Raw genomic sequence first — 17,948 nt, forward strand, 5'->3', positions numbered from 1 at the left:
CTCAGCCTCCAAGTCCCTGGGCGAGGTCGGTTTTCATGATCTTCTGCACGCTGTAGGTGCCGACGAAGCAGATGGCGGCGATCACCAGCACCACGCCGTTGCCGGCCTGGAGGAACCCGTAGTCGAGGAGCCGGATGGACAGCGTCGTGAGCACGTCCATGCCGGGCACGGCCAGGATGATGACCAGGCTCAGGCTCTTGAACCCGGAGATGAACGCCATCAACACGCTCGTGGCCAGCGCCCCCTTCTGGATCGGCAGCACCACGGTGAAGAACCGCCGCCACCAGCGCGCCCCGGACATCTGGGCCGCCTCCTCGGGCTCCGCGCCGAGCTGCATCATCGAGGAGATGCCCGCCCGGGAGGCGAAGGGCATCTGCTCGGTGAAGTAGATCAGCACCAGGATCGCGGCGGTCCCGTACAGGGCCGGCAGCGGGCCGCGCTGCTCCGAGAACAGTGAGAGGTAGGCGGCGGCGAAGGCGATGCCGGGCACCAGGTAGGGCAAGAAGAGCATCTGCCGCAGCCCGGTGGACAGCCACCGGTAGGGGGTGCGGACGATCACGTAGCCGATCAGGAGGCCGACGATGCCGGCCATGACCGCCGCGGAGCCCACGATCCAGAAGCTGTTCCAGGCCGCCTGGCGCACCTCGGCGTTGAGCAGCAGCCCGTCCTCGAAGCCCACGGTCGTCAGCCCGGTGCCGATCCAGAAGTCGAGGGTGAAGTTGCCGGGGCTGAAGTCGCCGGGCCGCCGCATGACCGTGGAGAGCGCCAGCACCAGGACGGGGATGACGACGCTGACGGCGAAGAGCAGCAGGCACGCGCCCGTCGCGAGGGGCCGGAAGCGCCGCAGCCTCGCCACGGCGTTCCCCGACCCGCTCTTGCCGGAGATGGTCACGAAGCGCTTGGCCTCCTTGAGGAAGTGCGTGTCCACCCAGAGGGAGATCGCGCCGATCAGCACGATGACGGCGGCCAGGATCGCGGCGGACCCCGCCTGGTCGCTGTAGATGTTCCGGTAGAGGCTGGTGGCCAGGACGTTCATGTTCACGGGCAGCCCGAGGATGTAGGCCACGCCGAACTCGCCGATCACCTTGGCGAGGATGAGCGTGACGGCCGAGATCAGCGAGGGCCGCAGGATCGGCAGGACGATCGAGAAGGTCGTGCGCAGCCTGGAGGCGCCGAGCAGCCGGGAGGACTCCTCCAGGGTCGAGTCGAAGCGCTTCAGGGCGTTGCCGACCAGCAGGATGACGAAGGGCGAGAAGTGGCAGGCGAAGATCAGGACGATGGGCACCTGGCCGTAGGCGAGCCAGTCGGGCACGCTGATCCCCATGACCTCGAGCCAACCGGGTTCCCCGCCGCTGCGCCGGTTCTTGAAGATCGTCAGCCAGGCCAGGGCGAAGGTCCAGGAGGGGAACATGTAGGGGACGATGAGCGCCGTCGCCATCCACTTCCGCCCCCACATGTCGGTGCGGACCAGCAGCCAGGCGGCGGCCACGCCGACGATCAGCACCAGCACGATGCTGCCGAGGGCGATGCCGAGCGTGTTGAGCAGGGGCTGCCAGAAGATCGACCAGGCGAAGGGCGAGACGAACACCCGCCACAGGTAGTAGCTGGTCGGCGTCCCCTCGTCCTCCATCGTGATCGCCGTGTCCCGGCGCTGCACCACGAAGCCGTCGAGCAGCAGCGAGACGATGGGCGCCACGATGAGGTAGAGGAACAGGATCAGACCCAGGACGCCGATCGCGGTCACCGGGTTGCGCATCGCCAGCCGGACCCGCTGCCAGAAGGGTCGCCGCGGGCCCTTGCCGCGCGGCGCCGTCAGGGCGATCTGGCGAGTGCTGGGCTGCGGCCTCGACTCGGTGATGCTCACGATAGACTTCCTCGTCCTCGTCCTGCCAAACATCCCCTTCTAGGGATGTAAAACAGAACACCATGAGGCCGAGCGAATGTCAATACATTTTCAAAAGGGTACGTTTGCCCGATGCGGGGCGGGGCTCGGTCGACGGTCGGGCCGGCATGGGCCGAAGCGCCCGGGCGATGCGATTGGCCACGGACCGGTCCTTAGGGCGGGCCAGCCCTGGCTGCGAGTCGACTCCGGCCGCGCGTCGACGCGGGCGGCCGGGTCCGGGCCGCCTACCCGCGGCCGTCCCGGACCACCAGGTCCGTGTGCTCCATGGAGGCCAGCGCCTTGCCTGCCTCCACCGCCGCCGACTTGTTCTCGTAGGACCCCTGGGGGCGGGCGCGGCCCACCTCCCGCACGTACCAGGTGCGGCCCTCCTCGTAGACCTCGATCGGATTCTGCATCACCGGCCCCTTTCGCGCGCCTGTGTCGGTGTCTGTGATGCTACCCACGTCCTGAGGGCCCCGCCACCGCGGAACCATGATGAAACGTACAGGGGGGCCAAAGGCTCGGAAGCGTATGATGGGATCCATGCCTTGGTGGTTTTGGGTGCTCCTCTGGACGTGCCTCGTCGCGGTGTCCGCCGCGATCCTGCTCCTGCTCGCGTGGCGGACCGGGTCGCGGTTCTTTGCGACGCTGCGCGAAGTTGGAATACTGGGGGAGGACATGGGGGATCGTTGGGAGAAGGGCTCCCAGGAGATCGCTCAGACCATCCGCAGGGCCCCCGTGCCCGGAGTGCTCGTCCCGGTCCGCCAGGCCAGCGAGGAGTACGTCCGCGGTCGTTCGACTCGGCAGAAACGCAAGGTCGCCCAGCGCATCGCGCGCCGCGACCGCCTAGGACAACCCCAGCGAATCGGGGATCTGCGCTACGGCGCACGGAAAGGAAATGATGTTTGGTAGGCTCTTCGACAATCCGGTGATGCTGCTGATCCTCCTGGTGCTCATCCTGCTGCTCTTCGGGGCCCCCAAGCTGCCCGGCATGGCGCGCAGCCTGGGCCAGTCGATGCGCATCTTCAAGAGCGAGGTCAAGGAGATGAAGGACGAGAAGAAGCCCGCTCAGGGCTCCTCCACGGTGGTCGACGGCGAGGTCATCCAGAACGACGTACCGGATCAGGAAACGCGCGGCACCGACTCGGGCTCGAGCTCGGCCGGCCAGGGCACCGCCAACGACCGGTAGCCTTCACCGCGCCCAGGGGAGCGGAACCACGCCGGCCCACCACGGGCCGGCCCGGTTCCGCTTCCCTTTCTCCGTCCCGTCCGCCTCCACCAGAACGTAGGATCCATGGCACCCATGAAGGGCCGGAAGGCCAATCCCCAGGCGCAGATGGCGCTCAAGGAGCATCTGCGGGAGTTCCGGAACCGGCTGCTGAAGTCGGCCATCGCCACGATCCTGTGCGCCGTCGCGGGATTCTTCCTGTACTACCCGATCATGGAGGCCATCACCGACCCGATCCACCAGATCGCGCAGGAGCAGAACCGCAACGCCACCATCAATTTCTCCGGCGTCGCCTCCTCCTTCGACATCATGGTGCAGGTCTCGCTGTGCACCGGGCTCGTCATCGCCTCGCCCATCTGGCTCTACCAGCTCGGGGCGTTCATCATGCCGGCCCTGCACAAGAAGGAGCGGATGTACGCCTTCGGGTTCGTCGGGGCCGCCGTGCCGCTGTTCCTGCTCGGGCTGTGGATCGCCTGGATCTGCATGCCGACGGCCGTGTACACCCTCACGATGTTCACCCCGGCGGACCAGGCCAACTTCATCGAGGCCAAGACGTACATCAACTTCGTGGTCAGGCTCCTGCTGTCCTTCGCGATCGCGTTCGTGATCCCCGTGGCGCTGGTGGCGCTGAACATGCTGGGGATCCTGCCGGGCCGGACCATCCTGAAGTCGTGGCGGTGGGTCGTGGTGCTCGTGGCCCTGCTGGCCGCGATCACGGCCCCGGGCACCGACGTGCTCACGATGTTCTACCTCATGGCCCCGCTGCTGCTGCTGTTCTTCATTGCGATCGCCATCTGCCTGTGGAACGACAAGCGCCGGGAGAAGCGCAACGCCAAGCTCGCCGAGGGGGAGGGCGCCGGGGCCGACCAGGCGACGTCGGACTCCGAGCTCGAGAACCTGGGCCGGGACAAGTCCTAGCGCGGACGCTGGCGCCGGCGCGGTCGCGAGGGTCCGTGGCGTGGGCGGGGCCGGGACGGCGGGGCCGTTCGGGGCGCGGGCGGGGCCGCGGCGGCGGTGTGGGCGGAAGCGCCCGCACCACTCCGCGACCCACCGGCGAACCCCGCTTCACCTGGCCCGTCGCGCCCCGTACAGTGGATGCATGACTTCTGACCGCCGCGTCGCGACCGTCGTGACCGTCTCGGACCGCTCGGCCGTGGGAGAGCGCCCGGACCGCTCGGGCCCGCTGGCGGCCTCGCTGCTGCACGAGGCCGGGTGGGCGGCCGACGTCGTCGTCGTGCCGGACGAGCGCGAGTCGATCGCCGAGGCCATCCGCACCGCCGCGCAGCGCGGGGACGGCCTGGTCGTGACCACGGGCGGCACCGGGCTCTCGCCCCGGGACGTCACCCCCGAGGCGACCGCGCCCCTGCTGACGCGCGAGCTGCCCGGGGTGGCCGAGCGCATCCGCGCCGTCGGCGTGGAGCAGCTGCCCCAGGCGATGCTCTCGCGGGGCCTGGCCGGAGTCGTGGGCCGGACCCTGGTGGTGAACCTCGCCGGATCCCCGGGCGCCGTGTCCGACGGCGTGCCGGTCCTCCTCGCGGTCGCGTCCCACGTGATCGACCAGCTCGACGGAGGTGACCACTCGTGATCGTCCTGACGCGGCTGACCCGCGATCCCCTGGACGTCGCCGCCCACCTGGAGGCCGTCGCCTCGCCTCGGGCGGGCGCCAGCGCGGTGTTCGTCGGCACGGTGCGGGACCACGACCCGGACGCCGCGGGCGCCGTCGTCACGCTCGAGTACTCGGCCCATCCCGACGCGGAGCGCATCCTGTCCGAGATCGCCGCGCGGGCCGAGTCCGCCCACGAGCAGGACGCCGCGGGGTTGCGCGTCGCGGTCTCGCACCGCCTCGGCGCCCTCGGCGTGGGCGAGGCCGCGATCGTCTGCGCGGTCTCCTCGGCCCACCGCGCCGATGCCTTCGAGGTGGCGCGCGACGTCGTCGAGCGGGTCAAGGCGGAGCTGCCGGTGTGGAAGCGCCAGCTGGAGGCCGACGGCACGGCCGGCTGGGTGGGCCTGGGCGACCTGGCGGAGGCGGGCCCGTGAACGCCCCCGTCTCCCTCGGCATGCCCACGATCGCCAGGCCCCCCGCGGACCCCCTGGCGGGCCGGCCCGCGGGCGAGGACGTCTGGGACGGCCCCCTCGTCGACCGCTTCGGCCGAGTGCACCGCGACCTGCGGATCTCCCTGACGGACAAGTGCAATCTGCGCTGCACCTACTGCATGCCCGCCGAGGGCGTGCAGTGGCTGGACAAGGAGAGCCTGCTGACCACGGATGAGATCGAGCGCGTGGCCTCCGTCCTGGCGCGCCTCGGCATCCGCGAGGTGCGCCTCACCGGCGGCGAGCCGCTGCTGCGCCGCGACCTCGTGGACGTCGTGGCCCGGCTGACGCGGCTGCGGGGGCCCGACGGTCCGCTCGAGGTCTCCATGACCACCAACGCGATCCGGCTCGAGCGGGTCATGGGACCGCTGGTCGAGGCCGGGCTGGCGCGCCTGAACATCAGCCTGGACACCGCGGACCCGGAGCGCTTCGGGAGGCTGACGCGCCGCGAGCGCTTCGAGGACGTCGTGCGCGGCGTCGAGGCCGCCCGCGACTCGGGGCTGCGCCCGCTCAAGCTCAACGCCGTGGCCATGCGGGGCGTGAACGACGACGAGTTCTGCGACCTGCTGCGCTTCGCCGCCCGCCACGAGGCCGAGCTGCGCTTCATCGAGCAGATGCCCCTGGACGCGGGGCACACGTGGTCGCGGCACACCATGGTCCCGGGCGAGGAGATCCTGGAGAAGCTGGGGGCGGAGTTCGCCCTGGAGCCGACCGGCGAGCGCGGGGCCAGTCCCGCCGAGGTCTTCACGGTCGACGGCGGCCCGACCACGGTGGGCGTCATCGCCTCCGTCACCGCGCCGTTCTGCGGGGCGTGCGACCGCGTGCGCCTGACCGCCGACGGCCAGCTGCGGAACTGCCTCTTCGCCCGGGAGGAGTCGGACCTGCTGAGCCTGCTGCGGGCGGGCTGCACGGACGAGGCGATCGCCGCGATGCTGCGCACGTGCATCGAGGGCAAGCGCGCGGGCCACGGGATCGACGAGCCGGGCTTCCTCCAGCCGGACCGGCCGATGTCCGCGATCGGCGGCTGAACCGGAGCTCGTCGCCGCGCCACGGGGCGTGCCGGGTGACCCGGCCGCCTACCCGCCGGCGAAGGGCGGGAGCACGTCCACCGTCGCGGCGTCGGGGACCCGCGCGTCGTCGGCGTCCAGGCGCACGCCGTCGGCCAGCAGGGAGCAGCGGCCGAGCACGCGCGCGAACTCCGGCCCGTGCTGCGAGATCAGGGCCTCCCGAAGCTCGGCCACGTCCAGCGGGCCGCTCAGGACGGACTCGTCGTGGCCGGCGGCGTCCGCCGCGCCGGCGAAGTAGCGGATCCTCATCGGGCGGCCTCCCCGTCGTGGCCGTCCCCGTCGGCCGAGGATGCGTCCGTCGTGACGTTCCGGGCCGGGGTGCCCTCGGCCGCGGCGTCGTCGGCCTCGGGGTGGGCCGCGCGCCACGCCTCGACCCGCGCGGTCACGGTGGCCGCGGCGGTCTCGGGGTCGGCCCCGGCCTGCACGGCCAGCCCGATGAGGTAGGTGGTCACCGGCCCCGCCGGACGGGTGACGGTGTGGGCGACGTCGCGGGTCAGGTCGAGGAGCATCCGCGTGGGCACGTCCGCGGGGTCGACGCCGAGTACGGGGGCGACGTCGGCGACCCATTCGGGCAGCTCTGGGGGCGGGGTGCGGGACATGGGCTGCTCCTCCTTCGCTCCGGGGGACGACGCGGGCGCGCCGGCGACCCCGAGGTAGTCCCTCACATCCTCCCAGGTATCCAGGTCCGCCGCATCCCCGTGCGCGTCGCGGACCCGGCGCAGCCGCAGCGGCCCGACGACGCGGCGCAGCGGGGCCCCGTGGGCGTCGCCGAGGTCCGCGAGCGCCTCCCGGAGGGGCCGGACCCGGTACAGGCCGGCCAGCCACTGGTCCCGCCCGCCGGCGTCGCGGACGATCGCACCGTCCTCGCCGTCCCCAGCGGGCGGGCCGCGAGCTCGGCGCGCACGGTCGCGACCAGCCCCGCCGCCCGGGGCAGGTCGCACGCGAGGAGCCAGACCAGCTCGGCCCCGTCCACCGCGCGCAGCCCGGCCGCCAGCGCGGCGGCGGGTCCACCGAACGGGGGGTCCTCGCGCGTGAGCTCCACGCCGGGGCGGCGCAGGTGCTCTGGACCCACCAGCACCAGCGGGGAGACCCCGCGCAGCGCGGCCAGGGCGTGGTCGACGAGGGGCGTGCCGTCCACGCTCAGCGAGGCCTTCTCCGCCCCGCCCAGCCGGGAGGACCGGCCGCCCGCGACGACGATGCCCGCCACCGCGCGCCGCCCCCCACCGGCGTCGTCGGCCGGGTCATGAGAGGCCGCGCCGACCGGGCCGATCCCAGCGCACGGAACGCCGGCCGGGGCGTCGTCGCCCGGCGAGCCGGCGCCGGGAGCGCCGGGCCTCACGGGCGGTGCCAGTCGCCGCTCTTGCCGCCCGTCTTGGCGATCAGCTCGATGCGCTCGACGGCGACGGACTTGTCGAGCCCCTTGAGCATGTCCACGACCGTGAGGGCCGCGACGGACACCGCGGTGAACGCCTCCATCTCCACGCCCGTGCGGTCGGCGGTGCGGACGGTGGCCGAGATCTCGACGCCGTCGTCCTCCACGGCGAGGTCCACCACGGCCCCGTGCACGCCGATGACGTGGGCCAGGGGCAGCAGCTCCGGGGTCTTCTTGGCGGCCTGGATGCCGGCGATGCGCGCCACGGCGAGCACGTCGCCCTTGGGGACGGAGCCGTCGCGCAGGGCGGCGACCACCGCGGGGGCGCAGGCCACCCGGCCGCGCACGGTCGCGGAGCGGACGGTGGGGACCTTCTCGGTCACGTCCACCATCCGGGCGTGCCCGGAGGCGTCGAGGTGGGTGAACGGCTGACTCATGCGAGCATCATGACGAGGATCTCGTCTCCTTCCATGACCCGCTCTACGGAGGCGGGGACGATTGCGAGGGCCTCGGCGGCGGCCAGCGAGGCGACCAGGTGCGAGCCGGAGCCGCCGGCGGTCGCCGGGGCCACGCCGTCGGGCCCGTCGAGGACGACCGGGAGCACCTGGGCCCGGCCCGCCGGGCAGCGCCACGGGGCGGTGGCCCGGCGGAGCTCCTCCCGGCGGAAGGGGTCGGCGCGCCCGGCCAGCCGGAGCAGCGCGGGCCGCACGAAGACCTCGAAGGACGTGGCCACCGCCACCGGGTTGCCGGGCAGGGCGAAGATCGGCGCGCCGTCGGCCCGCGTCCCGAACCCCTGCGGCTTGCCGGGCTGGATGCCGATGCGGTCGAAGGCGACGCCGCGCGGGGCCAGGGCCTCCTTGACGACGTCGTAGGCGCCCACGCTGGCGCCCCCGGTCAGGATGACCGCGTCGGCCTCGGCCGCGTCGACCAGGCGGGCCAGGCGCTCACCCTCGTCGTCGCGCACCCGGTCCACGGAGGCGAGGTCCAGGCCGGAGGCCCGCAGGGCGGCGGCGAGCAGCACCGAGTTCGACTCGGGGATCTGGCCGCGCCGCGGCGTGCCGGCCGGGTCGATGAGCTCCGTGCCGGTGGAGATCACGGCCACGCGCGGGCGCCGGTGCACCGTCACCTCCGCGTGCCCGGCGGCGGCCGCGGCGGCCAGCTGCCAGGGTCCCAGCACGACGCCGGCGCTCAGGCTCACGGACCCCGCGGCGAGGTCCTCGCCCCGGCGTCGCACGTGCGCGCCGGGGGCCGGGGCGGCGGTCACCTCGATCCAGCCGGGGACGCCGCGCGCGTCGGCGGGCCCGGCCACCGTGGCCTCCAGGGGCACGACGGCGTCCGCGGCGGTGGGCACGGGCGCTCCCGTCATGATGCGGGCCGCCTCCCCGGCGCCGAGCTCGGGGTCCTCCGCGCTGCCGGCCGCCACGTCGGCCACCACCGCGAGACGCGCGCCCTCGGGGGCCTCGGCCCGGCGCACGGCGTAGCCGTCCATCGCCGAGTTGTCGAAGAGGGGCACCGGCCAGCGGGTGACGACGTCGGAGGCGAGCACGCAGCCGCCGGCCAGTGACAGCGGCACCGTCGCGGCCGGCAGGGGGCGTGCCGCGGTGAGGAGCCGCTCGCGGTGCTCCTCCCAGGGGATCACGCCGTCCCTCCCGCGCCGTGGGCCGCCGCGTCGCGGGTCCCCGTACTGTGGGCTCCCGCGCCGTGGGCCCCCGTGTCGTGGGTCGTAGTGTCGCGGGCCGCCGGACCGTGGTCGGCGTAGCCGCCGGTGAGGACCCGGACGTCGGCGCCCGGGCGGGCGGCGGCCAGCGCGTGGGCCGCGGCGCGGCCCGGGGCCCTGGTGGCAGTACACGACGACCGGGCCGTCCGCGCCCAGGCCGTCCAGCACCGCGGCCGGATCCGCCAGCAGCTCGGGCAGGGGCCGCAGCACCGCCTGCGGGAGGGCGCCCCGGGCCGTCTCGGCGGGGGATCGGACGTCCAGGAGCGTCGCGCCGAGCGCGAGCGCCTCGGCGAGCGGCACGGTCGGCACGCGGCCGGGGCCGGCGTCGGGCGCCAGAGGGACCTCGCGCGTCGTGGCGGCGAGCGCGTCGATCACCAGCATGCGTCCCAGCAGGGGGCGCCCGACGCCGCAGATCAGCTTGACGGCCTCCATGGCCAGGATCGATCCCAGCTGGCCGCAGGCCGCGCCCACCACGCCGGCCTCGGCGCAGGAGGGCACCTCCCCGGGGGCGGGCGGCTCCGGGAAGACGTCGCGCAGGGTCACGCCCACACCGGCGGTGGGACGGGACCAGAAGACGGTGGCCTGGGCGTCGAAGCGCAGCACGGACCCCCACACCAGCGGAACCCCGAGGGCCGCGCACGCGTCGGCGGCCGCGTAGCGCGTCTCGAAGGTGTCCGTGCCGTCCACGACCAGGTCGTAGCCGGACAGCACCTCGGCCGCGTCGGCACCGGTGAGCCGTTCCCGGTGCTGCACCACGCGGGTGCGCGGCGAGAGCGCGGCGATCCGCTCCGCGGCCACCTCGGCCTTGGACCGGCCCACGTCCCCGACGCCGAAGAGCACCTGGCGCTGCAGGTTGCTGGCCTCGACCGTGTCGAAGTCGATGACCCCCAGGGTGCCCACCCCCGCCGAGGCCAGGTACTGCAGCACCGGCGAGCCGAGCCCGCCGGCGCCGAGCACGGCGACGCGCGCGTTGAGGAGCCGGCGCTGGCCCACCTCGCCCACCTCGGGCAGGCGCAGCTGCCGGCGGGCGCGCTCCGCCTCGTCGTGCGGCAGGCGCGCCACGGGGGCCACGAGCGGGGGGAAGGGCATGGTCGCCATGGTATCCGGCCGCACGGGGCGGGAGGAAGACCACGCCGATCCCGCCGCACCCGCGTAGTGTGGGGACCCATGGGACGCATCACGCACAGCCGCCCGATCACCAGGATCCGCCTCGGGCAGAGCGTCAGCCGCCGCCCCGACGCCCTCGCGGTGGAGGAGCCCCTCGAGATCCGGGTCTCCGGCACGCCGCTGGCCGTGACCATGCGCACCCCGGGGCACGACGTGGAGCTGGCGATCGGGTTCCTCCTCTCCGAGGGCCTGATCCGCCACGGCGACGACGTCGTCTCCGCGATCCACTGCGGTGGCCCCGGCACCGGCGGCGAGCAGAACACCTACAACGTGCTCGACGTCGCCACCGCCCCGCACGTCCCGGCGCCGTCCCCGTCCGCGGAGCGCAACTTCTACACCACGAGCTCCTGCGGCGTGTGCGGCAAGGCCAGCATCGACGCCGTGCGCACCGTCTCCCACTTCGGCGTGGCCGACCCCGAGCTGCGCATCCCGCCCGAGCTCATCGCCTCCCTCCCGGAGACGCTGCGGGAGCATCAGGCCGTGTTCGAGAAGACGGGCGGCCTGCACGCCGCGGGCCTCTTCGACGCCGCCACGGGCGAGCTGCTGGTCCTGCGCGAGGACGTGGGCCGGCACAACGCCGTGGACAAGGTCCTCGGCTGGGCCGCCGCGCACGGCAGGCTGCCGCTGCGCGGCACCGTCCTGCAGGTCTCGGGGCGCGCCAGCTTCGAGCTGGTGCAGAAGGCCGTCATGGCCGGCGTCCCCGTGCTCTCGGCCGTCTCCGCGCCGTCCTCGCTGGCCGTGGAGCTCGCGCAGGAGACGGGGCTGACGCTGCTCGGCTTCGTCCGCGGCATCACCCTCAACGTCTACGCCCACCCGCAGCGCGTGCTGCCCCCGCGGCTGGAGGACGCCGCCGGCTGAGGCCGCCGCCCGCCCCAGAGGCCGCCCGCCGCGGCCGGGACCCACCGGGACCGGTGTCGGCGGAAGACCGGCGTCGAGACGGGACCGGCGCCGACACGGCACCGGGGGCGGGATTGCGCCGGTGGGGCCCGGGTGCTTTCCTTGAGGTAGGAAACCCCTGGTCCTCGCCTCTGAAACGGAGTTCACCGTGGAACCCACCCAAACGGACCCGAACTCGGAGTCCTTCACCGCCGTCGGGCTGCTCAGCAAGATGCCGCGCCAGGGAGGCTACGGACCCGCCGCCACCGGGCCCATCACCTCCGACCCCTACCACCACCCGGCCGCCGGCTGGGGCGCCACCCTGAGCGTGGGACGCATCATCGCCACCCAGCGCGCGCCCCTGGCCGGCACCAAGGCCATGTTCACCATGAACCAGTCGCCCCGCGGCTTCGACTGCCCCGGCTGCGCGTGGCCCGACGACCAGAAGGGCCTCAAGCTCGACATCTGCGAGAACGGCATCAAGCACGTCACGTGGGAGATGACCCGCAAGCGCACGACGCCGGAGTTCATGGCCGCGCACACCGTCACCGAACTGTCCACCTGGACCGACTTCGACCTCGAGAACGAGGGCCGCCTGACCCACCCCATGGTCTACAACCCGCGGACCGACCACTACGACCCCATCTCCTGGGAGTCCGCGTTCGCGATGATCGGCGAGGAGCTCCGGGCCCTCGAGAGCCCCGACCAGGCCTCCTTCTACACCTCCGGGCGGCTCAGCAACGAGGGCACGTTCCTCTACCAGCTCTTCGCCCGGGAGTACGGCACCAACAACCTGCCCGACTGCTCCAACATGTGCCACGAGGCCTCGGGTCGCGCGCTGACCGCCTCCATCGGCACCGGCAAGGGCACCGTGGACATGCACGACTGGGAGAACGCCGACGCCCTCTTCCTCCTGGGGGTCAACGCGGCGTCGAACGCGCCCCGCATGCTGACCGCGCTCGCCGAGGCCCACGACCGCGGCGCGCAGGTGGTCCACATCAACCCGCTGCGGGAGGCCGCCTCGACGCGGACCATCGTCCCCCACGACCTCAAGGACATGGCGCGCTTCAAGACGCACCAGACCTCGACCATGAACCTGCAGGTGCGCCCCTCCGGGGACTTCGCCCTGATGCGCGGCATCGCCAAGGTCGTCTTCGAGGCGGCGGCCGCGGACCCGTCCGTCCTGGCCACGCAGTTCCTGGAGGAGAAGACGCAGGGGCTCGAGGAGTACCGCGCCGTCGTCGAGGCGACGCCCTGGGAGCAGCTGGTGCGCCAGTCGGGCCTGAGCGAGGCGGAGATCCGCGCCGCCGCGAAGGTGTACCTCGAGTCCGAGCGCACCATCATCGCCTGGTGCCTGGGCATCTCCCAGCAGCGCCAGGCCGTGGACACGATCCGGGAGATCGCCAACGTGCTGCTGCTGCGCGGGAACATCGCCCGGGAGGGCGCGGGCCCGTCCCCGGTGCGCGGCCACTCCAACGTGCAGGGCAACCGCACCTGCGGCGTCAACCACCACCCCGCGCCCGCCCTGCTGGACGCGCTGGACCGCGAGTGCGGGATCGTCTCCCCGCGCGAGCACGGCCTGGACACGGTGCAGACCATCAAAGCCATGAACCGCGGGGACGTGAAGGTCTTCGTCGGCATGGGCGGGAACTTCGTGCTGGCCGCCCCGGACACCGAGCACACCGCCGCGGGGCTGGCCCGGTGCGAGCTCACCGTCCAGGTGAGCACCAAGCTCAACCGGTCCCACCTCGTGCACGGCAAGAAGGCCCTGATCCTGCCGTGCCTGGGCCGCACGGAGAAGGACCTGCAGGAGTCGGGTCCGCAGGGGGTCACCGTCGAGGACGCGTTCTCCATGGTCCACGTCTCCCACGGGACCCGCCGCCCGGCCTCCCCGCACCTGCTCTCGGAGCCCGCCATCATCGGCGGCATCGCCCGGGCGACGCTGCCGGACTCGGCCACCCCGTGGGAGCGGTACGTGGGCGACTACGCGAGCATCCGCGACGTCATGGCCCGCGTGCTGCCCGGCTTCGAGGGATTCAACGAGCTGATCCAGAACCGCGGCGGATTCCGCATTCCGCAGCCGGCGCGCGAGGGGGAGTTCGTCACCGCCTCGGGGTTCGCGGAGTTCTCCGCGGCCGAGCTGCCCGAGGCGATCCCGGAGGGCGCGGAGACGCTGGTGCTGCAGACGATGCGCTCCCACGACCAGTGGAACACCACCATCTACAGCAACAACGACCGCTACCGGGGCGTGAAGAACGGCCGCGAGGTCGTCCTCATGAACGAGGAGGACATGCGCGAGCGCGGCATCGCCGAGGGGACCGCGGTGGACATCGTCTCCACCTCCCTGGACGGCAGCACCCGCGAGCTGCGCTCCTACACGGCCCTGCGCTACGACACGCCCCGGGGCAGCGCGGCGGGCTACATGCCGGAGATGAACGCCCTGATCGGCATCGAGGACTACTCGCGGCAGTCCGACCAGCCGATCATGAAGAGCGTGCACGTGGTGATCGCCCCCGCGGCCGGCTGACGGGCCCGCGCCCGGCGGGGGACCGCCCCGCCGGGTGCGACGCCGGGCCCTTCCAGTCGATAGGATGGACCCATGCCAGGATTCGCCGATCAGTACCTCGCGGCCAAGGCCCGTCAAGAGCACCTCAAGACGCCCCTCGGCCGCTTCGAGTCCTCGCTGGACTTCCGGCTGGACGACTTCCAGCAGGAGGCGTGCCAGGCCCTCCAGGACGGCCACGGCGTGCTCGTGGCCGCGCCCACCGGGGCGGGCAAGACCGTGGTGGGGGAGTTCGCGGTCTTCCTGGCCCGCACCCAGGGCACCAAGGCCTTCTACACGACGCCGATCAAGGCGCTCAGCAACCAGAAGTACCGCGACCTCGCCGCCCTCCACGGCGCCGAGAACGTGGGCCTGCTGACCGGGGACATCTCGATCAACCCCGAGGCGCCGATCACCGTCATGACCACCGAGGTCCTGCGCAACATGCTCTACGCGCAGTCGGACACCCTGGACCGCCTGGGCTACGTGGTGATGGACGAGGTGCACTACCTCGCCGACCGCTTCCGCGGCGCGGTCTGGGAGGAGGTCATCATCCACCTCCCCGACTCGGTGAGCATCGTCTCGCTCTCGGCGACCATCTCCAACGCCGAGGAGTTCGGCCAGTGGCTCGACACCGTGCGCGGCTCCACCCGCGTCGTGGTCTCGGAGCACCGGCCCGTGCCGCTGTGGCAGCACGTCCTGGTGGGCTCGCACCTCTACGACCTGTTCTCGGACGACACGACGATCAGCCGCGCGGCCGACATCGTGCGCCGCGAGGGCGCCGACAGCCTCGCGGTGAACCCGGACCTGCTGAGGGCGACCTCCCGCCGCGGTTACGGCCGCGGCAAGCGCGGCCCGCGGGGGAGCCACCGCCCGGGCCCCTCCCGGATCCGCCGCGCGCCGCGCCCGGTGGTCCTGCGGGAGATGGACGGCGCCGGGCTGCTGCCGGCCATCTACTTCATCTTCTCGCGCGCCGCGTGCGACGACGCCGTGAGCCAGTGCATCGACTACGACCTGCGGCTGACCGACCAGCGGCAGGCGCAGCTCATCCGGGCCTACATCGCGGAGGCGACGGCCGGCGTCGAGCTCAAGGACCTGCGGGTGCTGGGCTTCGACGAGTGGCGCGAGGGCCTGACCCGCGGCATCGCCTCGCACCACGCGGGCATGCTGCCGCTGTTCAAGGAGATCGTGGAGCACCTGTTCTCCGAGGGGCTGGTGAAGGTCGTCTTCGCGACCGAGACGCTCTCGCTGGGCATCAACATGCCCGCCCGCTCCGTGGTGCTGGAGAAGCTCGCCAAGTTCAACGGTGAGCAGCACGTGGACATCTCGCCGGGCGAGTACACGCAGCTGACCGGGCGGGCCGGGCGGCGGGGGATCGACGTCGAGGGCCACGCCGTCGTGCTGTGGAACGAGGGGATGGACGCGAAGTCCATCGCGGGCCTCGCCTCGCGGCGCACCTACCCGCTCTACTCGAGCTTCAAGCCCACCTACAACATGTCGGTGAACCTGCTGAGCCAGTTCGGGGCCGAGCGGACCCGGAGCATCCTCGAGTCGTCCTTCGCCCAGTTCCAGGCCGACCGCTCCGTGGTGAGCCTGGCCGGTAAGATCCGCCGCCAGGAGAAGGCCCTGGCCGGGTACGAGCGGTCGATGACCTGTCACCTCGGCGACTACGTCGAGTACGCGGAGCTGAAGTACGCGCTGAACCAGCTCGAGAAGAAGACCTCGCGGGACCGGAAGCTCGCCAACCGCTCGGCGGCCGAGGAGTCGCTGCAGCTGCTCCTGCCCGGGGACGTCGTGGACGTGCCGTGGGGGAAGAGCCCCGGGCCGGCCGTGGTCGTCGCCAAGCCGGAGCTCGGCGTGAGCGTGCGGGTCAGCGTCGTGACCATGTCCGCGCACCTGCGCCACGTGACCGCGCGCGACTTCTCCGGGGAGGTGGAGCCGGTCTCCCGCGCGCGGGTGCCCAAGCACTTCACCGGGCGCACGCCGCAGGAGCGGCGGGACATGTCCTCGCGGGTCCGGGACGCGCTGGCCGAGCAGCGCCCGCCCCGGGAGGTCTCGACGCCGCGGCAGCGCACCTTCGGGACGGTCGACCGGGACCGGGACGAGATCCAGCGCCTGCGCGGGCTGGTCGAGTCCCACCCGTGCCACGGGTGCTCCGAGCGCGAGGACCACGCGCGGTGGTTCCACCGCTGGACCAAGCTGCGCCGCGAGACCGACGCGCTCCGGCGCCAGGTGGACTCCCGGACCAACACGATCGCCCAGCGCTTCGAGCAGATCCTGCGGCTGCTGGAGGAGTACGGCTACATCCGGCGCACGACCGCCGGCGCGCCCGAGCTCGCCCCGATCGGCGAGCCGCTGCGCAAGCTCTACGGGGAACGGGACCTGCTGATCGCCCAGGCGCTGAACGCCGGCTACTTCCAGGGCCTCGACTCCGCGGCGCTGTGCGCGGCCATGACGCCGCTGATCTACACGGGCAAGCGCGACGAGACCCCCTTCCTGCGCACCTACCCGGCCGACCTCGGGGGGCGCGTGGGCGAGCTGCACGGCCTCTGGAGCGACCTCACCTCCGCGGAGCGGCGCCACCGCCTGCCGGAGACGCCGGTGCCCGACGTCGGGCTCATGTGGCCGCTGTACCGGTGGGCCCGGGGGGACAGCCTGGCCCGCAGCCTCGAGGGGTCAGGCCTCGTGGCCGGCGACTTCGTCCGGGCCACGAAGCAGGCCATCGACGCCCTGGACCAGCTGGGGCACGCGACCGGTGATCCGCACCTGCGGGCCGGGGCGGAGGCCGCGATCCGGCTGATCAAGCGCGGGGTGGTCGTGCACGAGCTGGACTCGGCCGACCCGGCGGCCTACGCGGACGAGTCCGGCGCCGCCGACGCGTGGGGCGGCGGGCCGTGGGCGCGCGACGGCGCGCCCCCCGCCGCGGAAGAGACCGACGACGACGATCGACCGGCCGGCGAGGACCCGGTGGAGGAGGACGAGGACGCACGATGAGCCAGCACAGCGCGGGGGAGCCCGCACCGCGGACGGTGATGTACCGCAACGGATCGGTCTACAGCCCGGTGGACCCGTTCGCCACCGCGGTCCTCGTCCAGGGCGGGCGGATCGCGTGGGTGGGCCAGGAGGCCGGGGCCGACTCGCTGACGGACCACCGCGTGGAGACCGTCGACCTGGACGGCCTGCTGGTCGCGCCCGGGTTCGCGGGGGTCCTCGCCGCGGCGCCCGGGCCCGCGGAGCGCCGCCGGCTCGTGGAGGCGGGCTACACCGGCGTCGTCCTGCGCGGCGGCGTCCACCCCGGGGACGGGAGCACCGGCGGCGCGAACACCGGTGCCACCCGCCCCGATGCCGCTCACTCCGGCGACGCGTACCTGGGGCTCGCGGAGGGGGAACAGGCCGTGCCGGCCCCGGGCTCCCTCGCCTGGGCGGACGATCTGCCCGCGCGGGCCGACCCCCGGACGCCGCTGATGGTCGAGGCGACGGGGGAGGGCGGCGCCTGGATCGACGTCGTGCGCGAGGCGCTGCGGGACGGCGTGCCGGTGGGCCTGGCCCGCGCCGTGGACCCCGAGGCCCCGCAGAACCCGTGGCTGGTGGCGCAGGAGGCGCTGCGGCTGGACTCGGAGGAGACCGGGGTGCCGTCGCGCGCCGCCGTCACGGCCCAGACCAGGGGCGTCCTCCGCGCGTTCGCCGCGGGCGCCCCGTTCGCGGGTCAGATCGTGCCCGACGCCCCCGCCCGCTTCGTCGCCTGGCGCGCCGCCTCGCTCATGGTCCAGACCGCCGACTCGCGCATCGCCGCGTGGAGCACCGACCCGCGGGCGCGCACCCCGCTGCTGCCCGAGCTCGGCTCCGGCCCGGCGCCGCGCGCCGAGCTGGCCGTCCTGGGGGAGGCCGACCACCCGATCGGGTGATCCCGGCGCGCGCGGTCGGCCCCCGAAGGGTCGCGCCGCTATACTGATTCGCGACCCAACGAACGAGGCGCGCGGGCCGCGGGTCCGGCGCGCTCAGGAGA

Annotated in this window: 17 protein-coding genes; 10 read left to right on the forward strand and 7 right to left on the reverse strand. The window is 73.4% G+C overall.

Annotation, left to right across the window (positions count from 1 at the left end; translation table 11 throughout):
* Position 1: 1 nt before the first annotated feature.
* Both NBM05_RS00590 and NBM05_RS00595 read right to left on the reverse strand, forming a co-directional pair.
* Complete coding sequence (locus NBM05_RS00590; RefSeq protein ID WP_254164230.1) at positions 2–1,864, reverse strand: ABC transporter permease; 1,863 nt, start codon at positions 1,862–1,864, stop codon at positions 2–4.
* Between the two features lie 263 nt (positions 1,865–2,127).
* Positions 2,128–2,298, reverse strand: a complete 171-nt coding sequence (locus tag NBM05_RS00595; RefSeq protein ID WP_254164232.1) for a DUF2188 domain-containing protein — start codon at positions 2,296–2,298, stop codon at positions 2,128–2,130.
* 127 nt (positions 2,299–2,425) lie between these two features.
* Between NBM05_RS00595 and NBM05_RS00600 the strand changes: the two genes are divergently transcribed.
* The 6 genes from NBM05_RS00600 to moaA all read left to right on the forward strand — a co-directional run bounded on the left by NBM05_RS00600 (position 2,426) and on the right by moaA (position 6,229).
* Positions 2,426–2,794, forward strand: a complete 369-nt coding sequence (locus tag NBM05_RS00600) for a hypothetical protein (RefSeq protein ID WP_254164234.1) — start codon at positions 2,426–2,428, stop codon at positions 2,792–2,794.
* Between the two features lie 19 nt (positions 2,795–2,813).
* Positions 2,814–3,071 carry a Sec-independent protein translocase subunit TatA gene (tatA, locus tag NBM05_RS00605; RefSeq protein WP_254164236.1) on the forward strand — a complete coding sequence of 86 codons (258 nt, stop codon included), beginning with the start codon at positions 2,814–2,816 and terminating at the stop codon, positions 3,069–3,071.
* Between the two features lie 105 nt (positions 3,072–3,176).
* On the forward strand, positions 3,177–4,028 hold the full coding sequence (gene tatC, locus NBM05_RS00610) for a twin-arginine translocase subunit TatC (RefSeq protein ID WP_254164238.1): 852 nt from the start codon (positions 3,177–3,179) through the stop codon (positions 4,026–4,028).
* Positions 4,029–4,209: 181 nt separating this feature from the next.
* Positions 4,210–4,695, forward strand: a complete 486-nt coding sequence (locus NBM05_RS00615) for a MogA/MoaB family molybdenum cofactor biosynthesis protein (protein ID WP_254164240.1) — start codon at positions 4,210–4,212, stop codon at positions 4,693–4,695.
* Positions 4,692–5,147 (forward strand): molybdenum cofactor biosynthesis protein MoaE, encoded by a 456-nt coding sequence (locus NBM05_RS00620; RefSeq protein WP_254164242.1) that lies wholly within the window; start codon positions 4,692–4,694, stop codon positions 5,145–5,147. The genes NBM05_RS00615 and NBM05_RS00620 overlap by 4 nt, the downstream gene beginning before the upstream one ends.
* A gap of 20 nt (positions 5,148–5,167) precedes the next feature.
* Complete coding sequence (gene moaA / locus NBM05_RS00625; RefSeq protein ID WP_302183576.1) at positions 5,168–6,229, forward strand: GTP 3',8-cyclase MoaA; 1,062 nt, start codon at positions 5,168–5,170, stop codon at positions 6,227–6,229.
* A gap of 48 nt (positions 6,230–6,277) precedes the next feature.
* On the opposite strand, the gene NBM05_RS00630 is transcribed toward moaA, so the two are convergent.
* The 5 genes from NBM05_RS00630 to NBM05_RS15530 form a co-directional block, all read right to left on the reverse strand.
* Complete coding sequence (locus tag NBM05_RS00630; protein ID WP_254164246.1) at positions 6,278–6,517, reverse strand: MoaD/ThiS family protein; 240 nt, start codon at positions 6,515–6,517, stop codon at positions 6,278–6,280.
* Entirely contained in the window at positions 6,514–6,867 is a 354-nt protein-coding gene (locus tag NBM05_RS00635) for a DUF6457 domain-containing protein (RefSeq protein ID WP_254164248.1), read from the reverse strand. Before NBM05_RS00635 ends, NBM05_RS00630 begins: the two co-directional genes overlap by 4 nt.
* Positions 6,868–6,929: 62 nt before the next feature.
* Positions 6,930–7,607, reverse strand: a complete 678-nt coding sequence (gene mobA / locus NBM05_RS00640; RefSeq protein ID WP_254164250.1) for a molybdenum cofactor guanylyltransferase — start codon at positions 7,605–7,607, stop codon at positions 6,930–6,932.
* Positions 7,604–8,077 (reverse strand): cyclic pyranopterin monophosphate synthase MoaC, encoded by a 474-nt coding sequence (gene moaC, locus NBM05_RS00645; protein WP_254164253.1) that lies wholly within the window; start codon positions 8,075–8,077, stop codon positions 7,604–7,606. The genes mobA and moaC overlap by 4 nt, the downstream gene beginning before the upstream one ends.
* The gene (locus tag NBM05_RS15530; protein ID WP_309248082.1) at positions 8,074–10,446 is read right to left on the reverse strand and encodes a ThiF family adenylyltransferase; all 2,373 of its coding nucleotides are present in this window, start codon (positions 10,444–10,446) and stop codon (positions 8,074–8,076) included. Before NBM05_RS15530 ends, moaC begins: the two co-directional genes overlap by 4 nt.
* 78 nt (positions 10,447–10,524) lie before the next feature.
* On the opposite strand from NBM05_RS15530, the gene fdhD reads away from it, so the two are divergent.
* The 4 genes from fdhD (at position 10,525) to NBM05_RS15535 (ending at position 17,847) form a co-directional block, all read left to right on the forward strand.
* Entirely contained in the window at positions 10,525–11,382 is an 858-nt protein-coding gene (gene fdhD, locus NBM05_RS00660) for a formate dehydrogenase accessory sulfurtransferase FdhD (RefSeq protein WP_254164255.1), read from the forward strand.
* Positions 11,383–11,569: 187 nt separating this feature from the next.
* Positions 11,570–13,927 (forward strand): FdhF/YdeP family oxidoreductase, encoded by a 2,358-nt coding sequence (locus NBM05_RS00665; protein ID WP_254164257.1) that lies wholly within the window; start codon positions 11,570–11,572, stop codon positions 13,925–13,927.
* Positions 13,928–13,999: 72 nt separating this feature from the next.
* Positions 14,000–16,936: a DEAD/DEAH box helicase gene (locus tag NBM05_RS00670; RefSeq protein WP_254164259.1), complete on the forward strand. Its 2,937-nt coding sequence runs from the start codon at positions 14,000–14,002 to the stop codon at positions 16,934–16,936.
* A complete protein-coding gene (locus NBM05_RS15535; RefSeq protein WP_309248083.1) occupies positions 16,933–17,847 on the forward strand; it encodes a hypothetical protein in 915 nt (304 codons plus the stop codon). The genes NBM05_RS00670 and NBM05_RS15535 overlap by 4 nt, the downstream gene beginning before the upstream one ends.
* Positions 17,848–17,948: the final 101 nt, after the last annotated feature.

Origin of the sequence: Rothia santali (assembly GCF_024199905.1) — a bacterium.
Lineage (GTDB): Bacteria > Actinomycetota > Actinomycetes > Actinomycetales > Micrococcaceae > Rothia > Rothia santali.

Excerpts from the sequence above, each read along its gene's own strand:
- NBM05_RS00595 (WP_254164232.1), bottom strand. The coding sequence starts at position 2,298 with ATGCAGAATCCGATCGAGGTCTACGAGGAGGGCCGCACCTGGTACGTG.
- NBM05_RS00600 (WP_254164234.1), top strand. The coding sequence starts at position 2,426 with ATGCCTTGGTGGTTTTGGGTGCTCCTCTGGACGTGCCTCGTCGCGGTG.
- tatA (WP_254164236.1), top strand. The coding sequence starts at position 2,814 with ATGCTGCTGATCCTCCTGGTGCTCATCCTGCTGCTCTTCGGGGCCCCC.
- tatC (WP_254164238.1), top strand. The coding sequence starts at position 3,177 with ATGGCACCCATGAAGGGCCGGAAGGCCAATCCCCAGGCGCAGATGGCG.
- NBM05_RS00615 (WP_254164240.1), top strand. The coding sequence starts at position 4,210 with ATGACTTCTGACCGCCGCGTCGCGACCGTCGTGACCGTCTCGGACCGC.
- moaA (WP_302183576.1), top strand. The coding sequence starts at position 5,168 with ATGCCCACGATCGCCAGGCCCCCCGCGGACCCCCTGGCGGGCCGGCCC.
- NBM05_RS00630 (WP_254164246.1), bottom strand. The coding sequence starts at position 6,517 with ATGAGGATCCGCTACTTCGCCGGCGCGGCGGACGCCGCCGGCCACGAC.
- NBM05_RS00635 (WP_254164248.1), bottom strand. The coding sequence starts at position 6,867 with ATGTCCCGCACCCCGCCCCCAGAGCTGCCCGAATGGGTCGCCGACGTC.
- moaC (WP_254164253.1), bottom strand. The coding sequence starts at position 8,077 with ATGAGTCAGCCGTTCACCCACCTCGACGCCTCCGGGCACGCCCGGATG.
- NBM05_RS15530 (WP_309248082.1), bottom strand. The coding sequence starts at position 10,446 with ATGCCCTTCCCCCCGCTCGTGGCCCCCGTGGCGCGCCTGCCGCACGAC.
- fdhD (WP_254164255.1), top strand. The coding sequence starts at position 10,525 with ATGGGACGCATCACGCACAGCCGCCCGATCACCAGGATCCGCCTCGGG.
- NBM05_RS00670 (WP_254164259.1), top strand. The coding sequence starts at position 14,000 with ATGCCAGGATTCGCCGATCAGTACCTCGCGGCCAAGGCCCGTCAAGAG.
- NBM05_RS15535 (WP_309248083.1), top strand. The coding sequence starts at position 16,933 with ATGAGCCAGCACAGCGCGGGGGAGCCCGCACCGCGGACGGTGATGTAC.